Below are 16,188 nucleotides of genomic sequence, written 5' to 3' on the forward strand. Positions count from 1 at the left end.
CGCCCCACCTGGAGAAGAACATGCCATCGCTCATCACGAACCGCCTCGTGCTCCTCGACGCCGACCTCGGCGCCGACCGCGAGCACGCCGTCCGCACGCTGGCCGAGCGCGTGGTCGCCGAGGGCCGCGCCACCGACGCCGACGCCCTCTTCGCCGACGCCTGGGAGCGCGAGTCCAAGACCGCGACCGGCATGGGCGGCGGGCTCGCCATCCCGCACTGCCGCTCCGCGGCGGTGACCGAGGCCACGCTGGTCATGGCGCGCCCCGCGCCGACCGTCGACTTCGGCGCGCCGGACGGACCGGCCGACCTCGTCTTCTTCATCGCCGCGCCGGACGGCGCCGACCAGGAGCACCTCGTGCTGCTGTCGCGCCTCGCCCGCTCGCTCATCAAGCCCGAGTTCGTCGAGGCGCTGCGCTCCGCCACCGACGAGGACCAGGTCGTCTCGCTGGTGGAGGGCGCGCTCGTGGACGAGCCCGCGTCCTCGACGGGCGCTCCGGCCGCGTCGGCTCCCGCGGAACCGTCCTCCGCCCCGACGGCGGCCCCCGCCGCCGACGCGCCGGTGCTCATCGCCGTCACCGCGTGCCCCACCGGGATCGCGCACACCTACATGGCGGCCGACTCGCTCGTGGCCGCGGCCAAGCGCGCGGGCGTCGAGCTGCACGTCGAGACGCAGGGATCCTCCTCCGTCACGCCCGTCGACCCCGCCATCATCGCGCGCGCCACGGCCGTCATCTTCGCGGTCGACGTGGACGTCCGCGACCGCGCGCGCTTCGCCGGCAAGCCCGTCATCCAGTCGCCCGTCAAGCGCGGCATCGACCAGCCCGACCAGATGGTCGCCGAGGCCGTGGCCGCCGCGAAGGACCCGGGCGCCGCGCGCGTCCCCGGCGGCGCCTCGTCGTCCGCCGGATCCGAGCAGGCCTCCCCGCAGGCGTCGCAGTCGGTGGGCGCGCGCCTCAAGCGCTGGCTGCTCACGGGCGTCAGCTACATGATCCCGTTCGTCGCGGGCGGCGGGCTCCTCATCGCGCTCGGCTTCCTGCTCGGCGGGTACCGGATCACCGAGACCGCCTCCGACGTGGTGCTGCAGAACTCGCTGGCGAACCTGCCCGACGGCGGCCTCCTGCAGTACCTCGGCGCGGTCGCGTTCGTCATCGGCAACGCGTCCATGGCGTTCCTCGTGCCGGCCCTCGCGGGCTACATCGCCTACGCGATCGCCGACCGGCCGGGCATCGCGCCCGGGTTCGTCGCCGGATCCGTGTCCGTCATCATGGGCGCCGGCTTCCTCGGCGGCCTGGTGGGCGGCCTCCTCGCCGGCGGCATCGCCTACGCCATCGGCCGCATCGACGTGCCGCGCTGGCTGCGCGGCCTCATGCCCGTCGTGATCATCCCGCTGCTCGCCTCGATCGTCGCGTCCGGCCTCATGGTCATGGTGCTCGGCGGACCCATCGCGGCGCTCACGCGCGGCCTCAACGACTTCCTGTCTGGTCTCACGGGCGCGTCGGCGATCCTGCTCGGCATCATCCTCGGAGTCATGATGTGCATCGACCTCGGCGGCCCCATCAACAAGGTCGCGTACTCGTTCGCGGTCGCCGGCCTCGGCGCCGGATCCCTCGACAACCAGGCCCCGTGGGCGATCATGGCCGCGGTCATGGCCGCCGGCATGGTGCCGCCGCTCGCCCTCGCGCTCGCCTCCACCGTCATCGACCGCCGCCTGTTCAGCCCGGCCGAGCGCGAGAACGGCAAGGCCGCGTGGCTCCTCGGCGCCGCCTTCATCTCCGAGGGCGCCATCCCGTTCGCGGCCGTCGACCCGCTGCGCGTCATCCCGGCGAGCATCGTCGGCGGAGCCGTCACGGGCGCCATGGTGATGGGGCTCGGCGTCGTCTCGCAGGCCCCGCACGGCGGCGTGTTCGTGCTCTTCGCCATGAACGGCACGTTCCTCGGGTTCCTCGCGTCGGTCGCGGTCGGCGCGGTCATCTCCGCGTTCCTCGTGGTCCTCCTCAAGCGCTTCACGACGAAGCGACCCGAGGCGGCCGCGACGGAGTCCGTCGACCAGGGCGTCCCCGTCGCGGCCTGATCCCGCGCCCGCCTGATCCCGCCCGTCCCATCCGCACCACCAGAAGGAGAACGTCCATGACCGAGCGCACCGCCACCATCGGCAGCCGCGTGGGCCTGCACGCCCGACCCGCATCCCTCTTCATCGAGGCCGTGCGCCGCACGGGCGTGCCGGTGAAGATCAGCAAGCCGGGCGGCACGCCGCTCGACGCGACGAGCATCCTGTCGCTCATGAGCCTCGGCGCCGCCAACGGCGACCAGGTCGTGCTCACCGCCGAGGGCGATGGCGCGGACGCCGCGCTCGACGAGCTGGCGGCGCTGCTCGAGAGCGACCTCGACGCCGTCGAGTAGCCGCACGCACGACGAGGGGCCCGGACACCGCCATGCGGGTCCGGGCCCCTCGTCGTCTCAGGTGGCGCGCGTCGTCACCACTCGGCGACGCGGTAGTCCTTGAGGAAGACGCCCGAGATGTCCTCGCCGGCCTGGCCCATGACGATGGGGTCGTAGACGCGCGCGGCGCCGTCCACCAGGTCGAGCGGCGCGTGGAAGCCCTCCTCCGCGAGGCGGACCTTCGTGGGGTGCGGCCGCTCGTCGGTGATCCAGCCGGTGTCGACGCTCGTCATGAGGATGCCGTCGGTCTCGCGCATCTCGCGCGCCGACGTGCGGGTCATCATGTTGAGCGCCGCCTTCGCCATGTTCGTGTGCGGGTGGCCCGGGCCCTTGTAGGCGCGGGCGAACTGGCCCTCCATGGCGCTGACGTTCACGACGTACTTCCGGCGGGACGCGGACGCGGCCATCGCGGGACGCAGCCGGCTGACGAGCAGGAACGGGGCCGTGACGTTGGCGAGCTGGACCTCGAGCATCTCGAGCGGATCCACCTCGTGCACCACCTGCGTCCAGCTGTTCGCGTCGTGCAGGTCGGGCACGAGGCCGCCCGCGTCGATCGCGGTGCCCGCGGCGAGGCGCGCGAGCGAGGAGGACCCGGCCGTCATGGCCAGCTCGGTGACCTCGGCGGCCGTGATGCCCGTCGCGGTCGACAGGATCGGGTGCGCGGCGACCGAGGCGGCGAGGGCCGCGGGGTGCGCGTCGGCCGTGTGGCCGAAGGTCAGCAGCTCGGGCAGGTCGCCGTCCGGTAGCGGCGCCGCCTCCGCCTCGGAGAGCGGCGCGTAGGAGCCGGGGGAGCGGCGCACCGTCTGCGCGGCGTTGTTGATGAGGATGTCGAGGGGACCCGCGGCGGCGACCGCGTCCGTGAGCCCGATGACCTGCGCCGGGTCGCGGAGGTCGAGGCCGACGATGCGCAGGCGGTGCACCCACTCGTGCGCGTCCGGCAGGCCGGCGAAGCGACGGACGGCGTCGCGCGGGAAGCGCGTGGTGATGGTGGTGTGCGCCCCGTCGCGGAGGAGGCGCAGCGCGATGTGCATGCCGATCTTGGCGCGGCCGCCCGTGAGGAGCGCGCGCATGCCGGTGAGGTCGGTGCGGGCCTCGCGCTTGGCGTGGTTGAGGAGCGCGCAGTCCGGGCAGAGCTGGTGGTAGAACGCGTCGACCTGCGTGTAGTGCTGCTTGCAGATGTAGCAGGGGCGCGAGCGGATGAGGGTGCCGGCCGTGGGCTTCGCGGTCGTGATCGCGAGCGGGATGCCGCGGGTCTCGTCGTCGATGCGGTCGGGCGCGCCGGTGGCGGTCGCGGCGACGACGGCGCGGTCGGCGCTGGCGACGGCCTCGCGCTTCTCGAGCCGGCGGGCCTTCTTCACCTCCTTGAACATGGAGGCGGTGGCGCGGCGGACGGCGACGAAGTCGGGGTGCTCCTCGTCGATGTCGGCGAGCGAGCCGAGGACGCGGAGCGCGACCGCGAGGTCGGCGGGATCGATGGCCGACCCGGGGGCGGCGGGGGACGTGGCGGTGACGGGATCCGCGGGGCGGGCGGGGTCGTCGGGCAGGGCGTCGGAGGGCACACGAGATGATACCCGGGCTGCCGGGCGCCGCCGGGCACTCCCGGGCGGCGGAGCGGTGCGGCGGCCCCGCGCTACATCGTGGTCGCGAAGCCGGTCGCGGCCGCGATGACGGCCCAGAGCGCGATCGTGACCACGATGAGGGCGATGAGCCCGGTGCGGCGGTCGCGCCAGCGCGCGCGCTCCGACTCGGGGTCGACGGGCACGGCCTCCGGATCGGGGACCCCGGAGGGCGTGGAATCCCCGTGCGATGCCGTCCGCTCCGTCTCCGCGGACGGTGCCGACGTGGGGTCGAGCGGGGCGCGATCGGGACGCGGGTCGAGCGGGGTGGAGGGCATCCGGTGACCGTACGCGCTGGCGCACGGCGGACCCTGCGGCCTGTGGAGAACTGCGCGGCGGGATGCGTGGGGGAGGATGGACGCATCATGTCGGACACCGCCCTCGCCCCCACGCTCACCGAGGAGGCGGCCCGACTGGCCGTGGACGGGGCGACCGACGACGCCGTCTACGACGCGTTCACCGAGTGGGCGCTCGGGCAGGGGATCGAGCTGTACCCGGCGCAGGACGAGGCGGCGCTCGAGATCGCGTCCGGGGCGAACCTCATCCTCTCGACGCCCACCGGCACGGGGAAGTCGCTCGTCGCCGTCGCCGCGCACTTCGCGGCGCTCGCCCGCGGCCGCCGCTCGTACTACACGGCCCCGATCAAGGCGCTCGTGTCCGAGAAGTTCTTCGCGCTGGTGGAGCTGTTCGGGGCGGCGCAGGTGGGCATGGTCACCGGCGACTCGTCCGTGAACCCGGACGCGCCGATCATCTGCTGCACGGCCGAGATCCTCGCGAACCGGTCGCTCCGGGGCGGCGCGGACACGCCCGTCGACCAGGTGGTCATGGACGAGTTCCACTTCTACGCGGATCCGCAGCGCGGCTGGGCCTGGCAGGTGCCGCTCCTCCTCCTCCCGCACGCGCAGTTCGTGCTCATGTCCGCGACGCTCGGCGACGTGACCGACCTGGCCGAGGACCTCACGCGCCGCACCGGCCGGCCGACGGCGCGGATCACGGGCATCGAGCGCCCGGTGCCGCTCTTCTTCCACTACGCCGTGACGCCGGTGCAGGAGACCGTCGAGGAGCTCCTCGACACGAAGCAGGCGCCCGTCTACATCGTGCACTTCGCGCAGGCCGCCGCCCTGGAGCGGGCGCAGGCGCTCTCGAGCATCAAGATCGTGACGCGCGAGCAGCGCGACGAGATCGCCGACCTCATCGGCGACTTCCGCTTCAGCACCGCGTTCGGGAAGACGCTGTCGCGACTCGTGCGCGCAGGGATCGGCGTGCACCACGCGGGCATGCTCCCGAAGTACCGGCGGCTCGTCGAGCAGCTCGCGCAGCGCGGGCTGCTGCGCGTCATCTGCGGGACGGACACGCTGGGCGTCGGGATCAACGTCCCCATCCGCACGGTGCTGTTCACGGGCCTCACCAAGTACGACGGCACCCGGATGCGCCAGCTCAACGCGCGCGAGTTCCACCAGATCGCCGGGCGCGCGGGACGCGCCGGCTACGACACCGCGGGCACGGTGGTCGCGCAGGCGCCCGAGCACGAGACCGAGAACATCAAGATGCTCGAGCGCGCGGGCGACGACGTGAAGAAGCGCCGGAAGCTCGTGCGCAAGAAGGCGCCCGAGGGATTCGTCTCGTGGGGCGAGCCGAGCTTCCGCAAGCTCATCGACGCGGAGCCGGAGCGGCTGACCTCGAGCATGCAGGTGAGCCACGCGATGATGCTCAACGTCATCGCGCGCGGCGGCGACGTCTTCGCCCACATGCGCGCGCTCGTCGAGGACAACCACGAGCCGAGGATCCGCCAGCTCGCGCTCGCGCGCCGGGCCCTCGCCATCTACCGCACGCTGCGGACGGCCGGCATCGTCGAGCAGGTGGAGGACCCGGACGGCGGCCCCACGCGGATCACGCTGACGGTCGACCTGCAGGCCGACTTCGCGCTCAACCAGCCGCTGTCGCCGTTCGCGGTCGCGGTGTTCGAGATCCTCGACCGCGAGTCGCCGACCTACGCGCTCGACATGGTGAGCGTCGTGGAGGCGACGCTCGACGACCCGCGGCCGATCCTGTCGCAGCAGCAGTTCAAGGCCCGCGGCGAGGCCGTGCAGCAGATGAAGGCCGACGGCATCGAGTACGACGAGCGGATGGAGCTGCTCGAGTCGGTCACGCACCCGAAGCCGCTCGAGGAGCTGCTCGACCAGTCGTTCGCCACGTACAGCGCGAGCCAGCCGTGGATCGGCGACTTCGCGCTCAGCCCCAAGTCGGTGGTCCGCGACATGTACGAGCGGGCGATGAGCTTCAGCGAGCTGATCTCGTTCTACGGCCTCATGCGCTCCGAGGGCCTCGTGCTCCGCTACCTCTCCGACGCGTTCCGGGCGCTCCGGCAGACGATCCCGGACGAGGCGAAGACCGAGGAGCTGCTCGACGTGATCGAGTGGCTCGGCGAGCTCGTGCGCCAGGTCGACTCGAGCCTCCTCGACGAGTGGGAGGAGCTGTCGCACCCGACCGCGGCCCCGGGTGACGCGCCGGTGCTGCCGCCCGCGCCCAAGCTGCTCACCTCGAACACGCGCGCGTTCCGGATCCTGGTGCGCAACGAGATGTTCCGCCGCGTGCAGCTCGCCGCGCGCGAGGACCTGCAGGCGCTCGGCGAGCTGGATCAGGCCGCGGGCTTCGACGCGGACGCGTGGGGCGACGCGCTCGACGGCTACTTCGGCGAGTACGACCGGATCCTCACCGACGGCGACGCCCGCAGCCAGGCGCTCGTCGCGATCGAGGAGGGCCCGGCCGCCTGGACCGTGCGGCAGGCGCTGCACGACCCCGAGGGCGACCACGACTGGGGGATCGAGGCGACCGTCGACCTCGACGCGTCGAACGAGGCCGGCGAGGCCGTGGTGCGCGTGACGCGCGTGGGCACGCTCTCGTGAGCGTCGCGTCCCCGCAGCTGCCCGACCTCGCGAGACGCACGGCTCTGGTCACCGGCGCCAACGGCGGCATCGGCTTCTGGGCCTCGGTGCAGCTCGCCGGCGCGGGCGCCCGCGTGCTGATGGCCTGCCGATCCGCCGAGCGCGGGGACGCCGCCGCTCGCGCGCTCCAGGCGCGGGTGCCGGGAGCCGACGTGGACGTCGTCGCCCTCGACCTGGCGAGCCTCGCGAGCGTGGACGCGTGCGTCGCCGCCGTCCGCGAGGACCTCGACGCGATCGTCGCGAACGCGGGGCTGACACCCGCGGGCGGCCGCGCCCGGCGGCGCAGGACGACCATCGACGGCTTCGAGGAGCTGATGGGCGTCAACGCGCTCGGGCACTTCGCGCTCGTGGCCGGCCTCGCGCCGCGGCTGCGCGCGGGCGGACGCGTGGTCATGCTGGGATCCCTCGCGCACCGCTTCTCGCCGCTCGACCTCGGCGACCTCGCGGGGGAGCGCCGCATGCCGGCGCTCGTGCGCTACGGGCGGTCGAAGACCGCGTGCATGATGCTCGCGGCGGAGCTCGACCGGCGATGGCGGGCAGCGGGATCCGACCGCGTCGCGCTCTCCGCGCACCCCGGGTACGCGGTGGACGCGCTGACGCCGCCGCAGGATCCGGGCGCGCGACAGGGTGGGGTCCCCGCGGCCGTGCGACGCGGCGTCGCCGGCGCCGGGCGCGTGCTCGTGCAGGGCAAGGACGCCGGCGCGTGGCCGGTGGCGCACGCGGCGGCGGCCGACGGGATCACGGGCGGCGCCTTCTGGGGGCCCGGCGGCCCGCTCGAGCTGAAGGGCACGCCGGCGCCCGGGTTCGTCGCCGAGCACGCGCGCTCCGAGGCCGTCGCCGAGCAGCTGTGGTCCGCCGCCGAGGACGCCACGGGGATCCGCTTCCGGCCCTGACGCAGCGTCCGCCGTTCCCGGACCGCGGGCGGATCAGGCGCCGCGCGGCGTCCCGAGCACGTCGTCGAGCGCGTCGCGGAAGGCGGCCGTCTCCTCCGGCGTGCCGACGGACACGCGCAGCCAGCCCTCGGGACCGGTCTCGCGGATCAGGACGCCTCGGTCCAGGAGGCCCTGCCACACCGCGTGCCGGTCGGCGAACCGCCCGAAGAGCACGAAGTTGGCGTCCGACGGCGCGACCTCGAAGCCGCGGCCGCGCAGCCAGTCGACTAGCGCGTCGCGCTCCTCGCGCAGCGACGCGACCTGCGCGAGCAGCACCCGGCTGTGGCGGAGGGCGGCGGTCGCGCTCACCTGGGTGATGCGCGACAGGTGGTACGGCAGGCGCACGATGCGGAGCGCGTCGACGACCGCGGGCGACGCCGCGAGGTACCCGAGCCGACCGCCCGCGAACGCGAACGCCTTGCTCATGGTGCGCGAGACGATCAGCCGCGGGTTCTCCGGCAGCAGCGAGATCGCCGTCGGCACGCCCTCCCGGCGGAACTCGGCGTACGCCTCGTCGATCACGACGACCCCGGGCGCCACGGACAGCACGTGCTCGATCTCGCGCGTCGTGAGCGCGGTGCCGGTGGGGTTGTTCGGCGAGGTGAGGAAGACGACGCTCGGCTGGTGCCGCTCGACGAGCTCCGTGACGTTCGCGAGGTCGAGCGTGAAGTCCTCCTGGCGACGCCCGGAGACCCACGTGGTGAGCGTGTTGCGCGCGTACTCGGGGTACATCGCGTAGTGCGGCGCGAAGGAGAGCGCGACGCGGTCGGTGCCGCCGAAGGCCTGGAGCACCTGCTGCAGGACCTCGTTGGATCCGTTCGCCGCCCACACGTTCTCCGGTCCGAGCTCGAGCCCGCTGTCGGCGGTGAGGTAGTCGGCGAGCTCGGTGCGGAGCTCGAGGAACTCGCGGTCCGGGTAGCGGTTCAGCCCGCGCGCGGCCTCGAGCACGGCCTCGCTCACGGCGACGGCCACCTCCTCGGGCAGCGGGTACGGGTTCTCGTTGACGTTGAGGAGCACGGGCACGTCGAGCTGCGGGGCGCCGTAGGGCTCCTCGCCGCGGATCCCGTCGCGGAGGGGCAGGTCGGCGAGGGCGGTCTCGGACCAGTCGGGGCTCATGGGTCTCCTCGGGCGTCGTCGGGAGTCCATCCTCCCATCGACCGGGACCGCGGACGCCCGGCCTCCGGCGGCTAGGGTCATCGGATGCGCTCCCCCCTCGCCCGGCTCACCCGCGTCCGGCGTCCCGGGGACGTGCACCGCACGGAGTCCTCGCCGCCCCGGTGGCTCCTGCTCTCCCGCCGCTACGCGTCGCGGTCGGTCCCGGTCGACCACGACCTCGAGCGCCGCACCGTCCTCGGCTTCCGGATCGCGATCAAGGTGTTCCGTTCCGCGGGCGCGAACGCGGGCCGCATCCCGTCCGCCGGCCCGGCGGAGGCGGATCCCGCGGGGCCGCGGCCGTCGTTCGTGCTCGTGCACGGGATCGGCGTCTCGTCGCGCTACTTCCATCCCGTCGCCGCCCTCCTCGCCGAGCACGGCGACGTGTACGCGATCGACCTGCCGGGCTACGGGGAGTCGCCGCGCGTCCGCCGCGACGTGACGCTCGCGGACCACGCGGCCGTCGTCGCCGAGGTGGTCCGGACGCACGGCCTGGTGGATCCGGTCGTCGTCGGCCACTCGATGGGCGCGCAGATCGTGGCGCGGCTCGCCGCGGACCACCCCGCAGCATCCGACCGGATCGTGCTCATCGCGCCGACGCTGCCGCCGCGGACGCGCGGCCTGCTGCGGGCCGCCCTGGCGCTCTCCCTCGACATGCTCCGCGAGCCGCTGCTCGCGAACGCGGTCGTGCTGGGCGACTACCTCCTGCGCTGCGGGATCCCGTACTACGTGCGCCAGCTCCCGCACCTCATCGGCGACGCGATCGAGGAGCGGGCGCCGGGGATCCGGGCCCGTGCCCTCGTGATCGTGGGGGACCGCGACGCCGTGGTGGACCGCGCCTTCGCCCGCGACCTCGCCGCCCGCTTCCCGCGCGGCACGCACCGCGTGGCCCGCGGCCCGCACGTCGTGATGTACACGGATCCCCTCGGCGTGGCGCGCGCGATCGTCGAGCACGCGCGGGCCCGCTGAGGTCGACGACGAGCCGCCTCCCGGCACCGAGCCCCCTCCGCGCGGGCAGGATGGAGCGGTGACCGCCCCCGAACCCGATGCCCTCCCGCCGCTGACGGCCCTCCGGAAGGCGCTCGACTGGGCGCTCGACTACGCGTACGTCCTCCGCTGGCAGGCGGCCGCCACGCTCTCCCGAGATGAGGCCCGCTCGTTCCAGGACGGGGGCGACGACCGGCCGACGATCCTCGTGCTGCCGGGCGTGTACGAGCGCTGGCAGTTCATGCTGCCGATCATCCGGCGCCTGCACGCGCGCGGCCACGGCGTGCACGTCGTCGGCGCGCTCGGCGCGAACGTGGGCCGCGTCGCCGAGATGTCGCGCCGGACCCGCGCGTACCTGGAGGCGGAGGACCTGCGCGACGTCGTGATCGTGGCGCACAGCAAGGGCGGCCTCGTCGGCAAGCACCTCATGGCGTTCGGCGACCCGGACCGGCGGATCCGGACCATGGTCGCGATCAACACGCCGTTCGGCGGATCCTCGTACGCGCGCCTGTTCCCCGTCCGCAGCATCCGGGACTTCTCACCGCGGAACGCCGCGCTCGTGGAGCTCGGCCGGTCGCGCGAGGTCAACGCGCGGATCACGAGCGTCTTCGCGCGCTTCGACCCGCACATCCCCGGCGGCAGCTCGCTCGACGGCGCCAGGGACGAGCGCGTCCGGGCGTCGGGCCACTTCCGGATCATGGGCGACGAGGACGTGCTGCGGCGGGTCGAGGCCGCGATCGACCGGGCGGGCACCGCGGCGGCACCGCCCGCCTGATCCGCCTCCCGCCGGGCGCATACTGGGCACATGCCCGATCTCGCCGCCGCGTCCCACGCGGACGGCGACGCGGACCGATCCGCCGGCCGGCATCCCGACGGCACCGCTGACGGTCGCGGCCGCACGGTGCTCGCGGTCGCGATCCTCGCCTCCTTCGTCGCGTTCCTCGACGGCACGGTCGTCAACGTCGCGCTGCCCGCCATCGGAGACGACCTCGGCGGCGGGCTCGTCGTGCAGCAATGGGTCGTGGACGCGTACCTCATCACCCTCGGCGCGCTGATCCTCCTGGCCGGCTCCCTGTCCGACGCGTTCGGGCGCGTGCGCGTGCTCCGCTGGGGGCTCGTGGGCTTCGGCGTGACCTCGCTGGTGTGCGCCGTGGCGCCGACCGCCGCGATCCTCATCGCCGCCCGCGCCGCGCAGGGCGCCGCCGGGGCGCTGCTCGTGCCGAGCTCGCTGGCGCTCATCGCCCAGGCCTTCCGCGGTCCCGCGCAGGCGAAGGCCATCGGCTCGTGGACGGCCTGGACCGGCACCGCGATGCTCGTGGGCCCCGTGCTCGGCGGCGTCCTGGTGGACGCGCTCGACTGGCGGCTCGTCTTCGGGATCAACGTGCTGCCCATCGTCGTGACCCTCGTGCTCCTGGCCCGCCTGCCGCACGACGCGCCGGTCGCCGACGGCACGCGCGTCGACGTGCCGGGCGCGGTGCTCGGCGCCCTCGGGATCGGCGGCCCCGTCTTCGCGCTCATCGAGCAGTCGCGGCTCGGGCCCGCGCATCCGCTCGTCGTCGGCAGCCTGGTGGTGGGCGTCGCATGCCTCGTGCTCTTCGTGCTGCGCGAACGGCGCACGCCGCACCCGATGCTGCCGCTGTCGCTCTTCCGCGAGCGGGACTTCCTCGTGGGCAACATCGCGACGGTCGGCATCTACGGCGCGCTGTCGCTCGGCGGCTTCGTGATCGCGGTCTTCCTGCAGCAGACCGGCGGGCTGTCCGCGACGGCCGCGGGCTTCGCGCTCGTGCCGACCACCGTGATCATGCTCCTGCTGTCGACGCGCTTCGGCGCGCTGGCCGGGCGCATCGGGCCGCGGCTCCTCATGGGCGTCGGGCCGATCGTCGCGGGCGCCGGCTACCTGCTCATGCTGCGCGTCGCCGAGCCCGTGGACTACTGGGGGCAGCTGCTCCCGGGGATCCTGGTGTTCGGCCTCGGCCTCTCGATGACGGTCGCGCCGCTGACCGCGACGATCCTCGAGGCCGTGCCCTCCGCGCAGGCGGGGATCGCCTCGGCGGTCAACAACGCCGTCTCGCGCGTCGCGGGGCTCGTCGCCATCGCCGCGATCGGGCTGGTCGCCGGCCCGGAGCTCGACGTGGCCGCCTTCCACCGCGTGGTGCTCGTGACGGCGGCGCTGCTCGTCGCGGGCGGGCTGGTGTCCCTGGTCGGGATCCGCTCCCGGCACGGCTCCGGCGCGACGGCCGGCGGCAGCTCGACGGCCGCCGGCAGCCCGACGACGGGCGGCGGCTAGACCGCCAGCAGCACCTTGCCCACGTGCTGCGACGACGCGACGTGGGCGTGCGCGACGGCCGCCTCCGCGAGCGGGAACACGCGGTCGACGACCGGCCGCACGGATCCGTCGGCGACCGCCGGCCACACGTCGGCGCCGATCGCCGCGACGATGCGCGCCTTGTCGTCAGCGTCGCGGGCCCGGAGCGTCGTGCCCCAGATCCGGCCGCGACGCGCCATCAGCTGGCCGAGCGCGATGCTCGTGGGCGCGCCGCTCTGCGCGCCGATGACCATGATCCGGCCGTCGCGGGCGAGCGCGCGGATGTCGCGGTCGATGTAGTCGCCGCCGATCGCGTCGAGGATCACGTCGGCGCCGTGGCCGTCGGTCTCCTCGAGCAGCGCCGCCACGAAGTCCTGCTCCCGGTAGTCGATGAGGATGTCCGCCCCGAGCGCCCGGCACGCCGCGAGCTTGGCCGGGCTGCCCGCGGTCACGGCCACGCGGGCGCCGAGCCGGCTGGCGAGCTGGATCGCCATGGTGCCGATGCCGCTCGACCCGCCGTGCACGAGGAGCGTCTCGCCCGGCGCGAGGCCCGCGTCGAGGACGACGTTCGACCATACGGTCGCGACCACCTCGGGTAGCCCCGCCGCCTCGACGAGGTCGACGCCCTCGGGGACCGGCAGGACGTGGCGCTCGTCGACCGCGACGAGCTCCGCGTAGCCGCCGCCCGCGAGCAGGGCGCACACGCGGTCGCCGACGCTCCAGCGCGTCGCGCCGTCGCCGACCGCCTGGACCGTGCCGGAGACCTCGAGCCCCAGGTGCGTGGGCGCCCCGGCGGGCGGCGGGTACGCGCCCTCGCGCTGGCTGAGGTCGGCGCGGTTGACGCCGGCGGCGGCCACGCGGATCAGGACCTCGCCGGGACCTGCGACGGGATCCGGGAGGTCGGTGAGGGAGAGGACGTCGGGGGAGCCGGGGGAGGGGAAGGTGATCGCGCGCATCCCGCCACGGTACGCCCGCCGTCGGCGCTGCCCGGCCCGCCCCAGAAGTACATGAACTCGCAACTGAATTCGGGAATAGGCCCCAGGTCCATGCGCTTGCATACCTTCGAGGCCGTCGGCCCGCACCCATGACCCCGTAGGAAAGGCACGCACATGAGCGACACCACCACCGTCCCCGGCTACATCGCCGGCACCTGGACCATCGACAAGACCCACAGCTCCATCGGCTTCAGCATCCGCCACATCATGATCAGCAAGGTCAAGGGCACGTTCAAGGACTTCGACGCCGAGATCGTCACGGGCGCCACCCCCGAGCAGAGCTCCGTGAAGGCCCACGCGACCATCGCCTCGATCGACACCAACGAGCCGAACCGCGACCAGCACCTCCGCACGAACGACTTCTTCGACGCCGAGAACCACCCCACCATCGACTTCGTCTCCACCGCCGTGCGCGTGGAGGAGGACGGCGACGCGAAGGTCGACGGCGAGCTCACCGTCCGCGGCGTCACCAAGCCCGTCACGTTCGACGTCGAGTTCGGCGGCTTCGGCGGCGACCCCTACGGCAACACCAAGTTCGGCGCGACGGCCACCACGGTCATCAACCGCGAGGACTTCGGCCTGACCTACAACGCGGCCCTCGAGACCGGCGGCGTGCTGCTCGGCGACAAGGTCACCATCACGCTCGACATCCAGGCGGTCCTCGCGACCCCCGCGGCCTAGCGCGCACCGGCCGGGCATCCGTCCGGCCGCCTCCGCATCACGCGGATCCGACGCCCCCGTTCCCCTCGCCGGGACCGGGGGCGTCGTCGTGTCCGGGGCGTCGTCGTGTCCGGGCGGCGGGCGTCAGGGGAGGAGGTCGAGCGCGCGGAGCGTCTCGACCGGGCGCTCGACGTGCGCGAAGTGGCCGGCGTCGCGGATCACGCGGGACCGGAGCGCCGGCACCGCGCGCGCCAGCAGGTCGAGGTCGTCCCGCGACACGAACACGTCGTCGTCGCCGCGCACCGCGACCACCGGGCAGGTGATGCGCGCCCACCGGCCGTCCGCGTCGTAGCCGCGCGTGACCTCCGCGGCGAGGGAGAACGCGCGGGGACGCGCCTCGGTGGCGATGGCGTCGACGACGGACCGGCGCACGCGCCAGCCGTGCGCGAAGAGCGGCAGCGCGACCGCCCGCATGAGGCGGATGCGGCCCACGCCCCGGATGAGCGCGGTGCCGGGGCGGCCGAGCCGGCGCATGGTGCGCATCACCCCGAGCATCATCGTGAAGCCGGGGATGACCCGGAAGGCGCGGACGGGATGCGCGACGGACGCGATGACCGAGTACGTGGTGGGCGAGACGAGGGCGACGAAGACTGCGCGATCGGGGTCGCGGGCCGCGAGGTGCAGCGCGATGAAGCCGCCCATCGAGTGGCCGACCAGCCGCCAGCGCGCGTAGCCGAGCCCGTCGACCACGGCGCGGACGGCGTCGGCGATGGCGTCGACCGTGGCCTCGTCGTCGGTGGCGTCGAGCGCGGAGCCGCCCCAGCCGGGCAGGTCGATCGCGACCACATCCGCGAACGGGACGCCCGCGTCGCGCGCCGTGCGGATCAGCGGCGTCCAGGTGGTCCACGATCCGGCGGCGCCGTGCAGCAGCACCGTCGCCGTGTCCGAGCCGCGGCGCTCCGCGTGGTGGTGCCGGACGATCCCGAGCGAGGTGGGCGTGGAGCCGCGGACGAGGCCGGACGCACGCGGATCCGGGTCGAGCTCGAGCGGGCTGTAGCCGGGCAGCGGTCGCGTCACTCGGCCCCGCCGATGATCTCCGAGCGGATGCGGCGGATGTCCTCCAGCAGCGAGCCGATGAGGATCCAGTGCTCCTCGCTCGGCTGCAGCACCACGAGCGGCGCGGTCAGCGCGGGCTCCTCGTGCGGCCCGCCACCGTCACCGTGGCCGTCGCCCGGCAGCGCGTGCTCGGCGAGGAGGCGCACGTCGTGGGCGGCGCGCGTCAGCTCCGTCGCGATGCCGCGTACCACCGGCTCCTCGGCGAGCGACGGGTCGTAGCGGTCGTGCACCGCGCGCGTCATGCCGACCACGCGGTTGACGAGCACGGTCAGCGTCGCGAGCAGCTCGCGGTCGGCCTCGAGCAGCGCGCGGTGCCGACGGCGGAGCGGGTTGAGGGTGAGGCTCTCGAGCCCCCTGTCGACCTCGGCGACGGCCTTCGTGTGCCGAGGCCGCAGCTCCCGGGCCCGCGTGAGCATGCGGTCGAGCTCCGCGCGCTCGACCGGCTCGGACAGCGCGCCGGCCAGCCGGTCGAGGGCCGCGGCGCAGTCGCCCGCGAGGCCCACCACCGCGCGGCGGCTCGCCTCGTGCAGCACGGGCGGGGCGATGGCGATGTTGACGACCACGCCGATGGCCGCGCCGATGATCGTCTCCACGATGCGGTCGACCGCGTACACCGGCGAGAGCTGGCCGATGGCGAGCACGAGCATGGCGCTGATGGGGATCTGCGTGCTCGACCCGGGCGTCAGCCGGAACACCCAGCCCACCAGCACGGCGACGACGACCGCGAGGAGCACCACCCAGCTCGACGTGCCGAGCGCGAGGCCGAGGACGAGCGCGAGCAGCACGCCGGTGATGACGCCGAGGCTGCGCTCGACCGCCTTGCCGAAGGTCTGGTTGATGCTCGGCTGCACCACGAGCAGCGCCGCGATGGTCGCGAAGATGCGCAGCTGCGCCGGCAGCAGGGCGATGCAGACGAACCAGGCGATGATCGCGGCGACGGAGGTCTTGACCACCTGGACGAACGGGATGCGCGTGGTCGTGCGGACGGTCGTGGTGATGCGCACGTGCGGCCTCCGGCGGCTCTCGGGTGCCTCCATCAT

Annotated in this window: 14 protein-coding genes; 8 read left to right on the plus strand and 6 right to left on the minus strand. The window is 74.1% G+C overall.

All coding sequences use genetic code 11. The annotated features are described in order from the left end of the window. Positions 1-20: 20 nt before the first annotated feature. Complete coding sequence (locus tag BFL37_RS09065; RefSeq protein ID WP_086514790.1) at positions 21-2,072, plus strand: PTS fructose transporter subunit IIABC; 2,052 nt, start codon at positions 21-23, stop codon at positions 2,070-2,072. 56 nt (positions 2,073-2,128) lie between these two features. After that, positions 2,129-2,401 carry an HPr family phosphocarrier protein gene (locus tag BFL37_RS09070; RefSeq protein WP_086514791.1) on the plus strand — a complete coding sequence of 91 codons (273 nt, stop codon included), beginning with the start codon at positions 2,129-2,131 and terminating at the stop codon, positions 2,399-2,401. 74 nt (positions 2,402-2,475) lie between these two features. Here BFL37_RS09070 and BFL37_RS09075 read toward each other — a convergent pair whose 3' ends face one another. Then, positions 2,476-3,999, minus strand: coding sequence for an SDR family oxidoreductase (locus BFL37_RS09075; RefSeq protein ID WP_172403776.1), 1,524 nt, complete (start codon positions 3,997-3,999; stop codon positions 2,476-2,478). A gap of 71 nt (positions 4,000-4,070) precedes the next feature. After that, positions 4,071-4,334, minus strand: a complete 264-nt coding sequence (locus BFL37_RS09080; protein ID WP_086514792.1) for a hypothetical protein — start codon at positions 4,332-4,334, stop codon at positions 4,071-4,073. Positions 4,335-4,421: 87 nt separating this feature from the next. Between BFL37_RS09080 and BFL37_RS09085 the strand changes: the two genes are divergently transcribed. Together BFL37_RS09085 and BFL37_RS09090 are read left to right on the plus strand one after the other, a co-directional pair. Continuing rightward, complete coding sequence (locus tag BFL37_RS09085) at positions 4,422-6,962, plus strand: DEAD/DEAH box helicase (RefSeq protein ID WP_086514793.1); 2,541 nt, start codon at positions 4,422-4,424, stop codon at positions 6,960-6,962. Then, positions 6,959-7,894 (plus strand): SDR family NAD(P)-dependent oxidoreductase, encoded by a 936-nt coding sequence (locus BFL37_RS09090; RefSeq protein ID WP_086514794.1) that lies wholly within the window; start codon positions 6,959-6,961, stop codon positions 7,892-7,894. The genes BFL37_RS09085 and BFL37_RS09090 overlap by 4 nt, the downstream gene beginning before the upstream one ends. Positions 7,895-7,927: 33 nt before the next feature. On the opposite strand, the gene BFL37_RS09095 is transcribed toward BFL37_RS09090, so the two are convergent. After that, entirely contained in the window at positions 7,928-9,049 is a 1,122-nt protein-coding gene (locus BFL37_RS09095) for a histidinol-phosphate transaminase (protein WP_086514795.1), read from the minus strand. An 84-nt stretch (positions 9,050-9,133) separates the two neighbouring features. Between BFL37_RS09095 and BFL37_RS09100 the strand changes: the two genes are divergently transcribed. Genes BFL37_RS09100 through BFL37_RS09110 form a run of 3 tightly spaced genes read left to right on the plus strand, consistent with a single transcriptional unit; the run spans position 9,134 to position 12,359 of the window. Then, complete coding sequence (locus tag BFL37_RS09100; RefSeq protein WP_086514796.1) at positions 9,134-10,054, plus strand: alpha/beta fold hydrolase; 921 nt, start codon at positions 9,134-9,136, stop codon at positions 10,052-10,054. Between the two features lie 58 nt (positions 10,055-10,112). Continuing rightward, complete coding sequence (locus BFL37_RS09105; protein ID WP_086514797.1) at positions 10,113-10,847, plus strand: esterase/lipase family protein; 735 nt, start codon at positions 10,113-10,115, stop codon at positions 10,845-10,847. A 30-nt stretch (positions 10,848-10,877) separates the two neighbouring features. Next, positions 10,878-12,359, plus strand: a complete 1,482-nt coding sequence (locus tag BFL37_RS09110; protein ID WP_241533928.1) for an MFS transporter — start codon at positions 10,878-10,880, stop codon at positions 12,357-12,359. Here the strand turns inward: BFL37_RS09110 and BFL37_RS09115 are convergent. Then, positions 12,356-13,333 carry an NAD(P)H-quinone oxidoreductase gene (locus BFL37_RS09115; RefSeq protein ID WP_086514798.1) on the minus strand — a complete coding sequence of 326 codons (978 nt, stop codon included), beginning with the start codon at positions 13,331-13,333 and terminating at the stop codon, positions 12,356-12,358. The genes BFL37_RS09110 and BFL37_RS09115 overlap by 4 nt on opposite strands. Before the next feature lie 153 nt (positions 13,334-13,486). Here BFL37_RS09115 and BFL37_RS09120 point away from each other — a divergent pair, with 153 nt between their 5' ends. Next, on the plus strand, positions 13,487-14,053 hold the full coding sequence (locus BFL37_RS09120; protein WP_053774392.1) for a YceI family protein: 567 nt from the start codon (positions 13,487-13,489) through the stop codon (positions 14,051-14,053). 123 nt (positions 14,054-14,176) lie between these two features. Here the strand turns inward: BFL37_RS09120 and BFL37_RS09125 are convergent, their stop codons facing one another. Both BFL37_RS09125 and BFL37_RS09130 read right to left on the minus strand, forming a co-directional pair. Next, positions 14,177-15,109 (minus strand): alpha/beta fold hydrolase, encoded by a 933-nt coding sequence (locus tag BFL37_RS09125; RefSeq protein ID WP_086514799.1) that lies wholly within the window; start codon positions 15,107-15,109, stop codon positions 14,177-14,179. Then, the gene (locus tag BFL37_RS09130) at positions 15,106-16,152 is read right to left on the minus strand and encodes an FUSC family protein (RefSeq protein WP_086514866.1); all 1,047 of its coding nucleotides are present in this window, start codon (positions 16,150-16,152) and stop codon (positions 15,106-15,108) included. The genes BFL37_RS09125 and BFL37_RS09130 overlap by 4 nt, the downstream gene beginning before the upstream one ends. Positions 16,153-16,188: the final 36 nt, after the last annotated feature.

Source organism: Clavibacter michiganensis, assembly GCF_002151125.1.
Lineage (GTDB): Bacteria > Actinomycetota > Actinomycetes > Actinomycetales > Microbacteriaceae > Clavibacter > Clavibacter michiganensis_C.

Excerpts from the sequence above, each read along its gene's own strand:
- BFL37_RS09065 (WP_086514790.1), top strand. The coding sequence starts at position 21 with ATGCCATCGCTCATCACGAACCGCCTCGTGCTCCTCGACGCCGACCTC.
- BFL37_RS09115 (WP_086514798.1), bottom strand. The coding sequence starts at position 13,333 with ATGCGCGCGATCACCTTCCCCTCCCCCGGCTCCCCCGACGTCCTCTCC.
- BFL37_RS09100 (WP_086514796.1), top strand. The coding sequence starts at position 9,134 with ATGCGCTCCCCCCTCGCCCGGCTCACCCGCGTCCGGCGTCCCGGGGAC.
- BFL37_RS09120 (WP_053774392.1), top strand. The coding sequence starts at position 13,487 with ATGAGCGACACCACCACCGTCCCCGGCTACATCGCCGGCACCTGGACC.
- BFL37_RS09070 (WP_086514791.1), top strand. The coding sequence starts at position 2,129 with ATGACCGAGCGCACCGCCACCATCGGCAGCCGCGTGGGCCTGCACGCC.
- BFL37_RS09080 (WP_086514792.1), bottom strand. The coding sequence starts at position 4,334 with ATGCCCTCCACCCCGCTCGACCCGCGTCCCGATCGCGCCCCGCTCGAC.
- BFL37_RS09095 (WP_086514795.1), bottom strand. The coding sequence starts at position 9,049 with ATGAGCCCCGACTGGTCCGAGACCGCCCTCGCCGACCTGCCCCTCCGC.
- BFL37_RS09085 (WP_086514793.1), top strand. The coding sequence starts at position 4,422 with ATGTCGGACACCGCCCTCGCCCCCACGCTCACCGAGGAGGCGGCCCGA.
- BFL37_RS09110 (WP_241533928.1), top strand. The coding sequence starts at position 10,878 with ATGCCCGATCTCGCCGCCGCGTCCCACGCGGACGGCGACGCGGACCGA.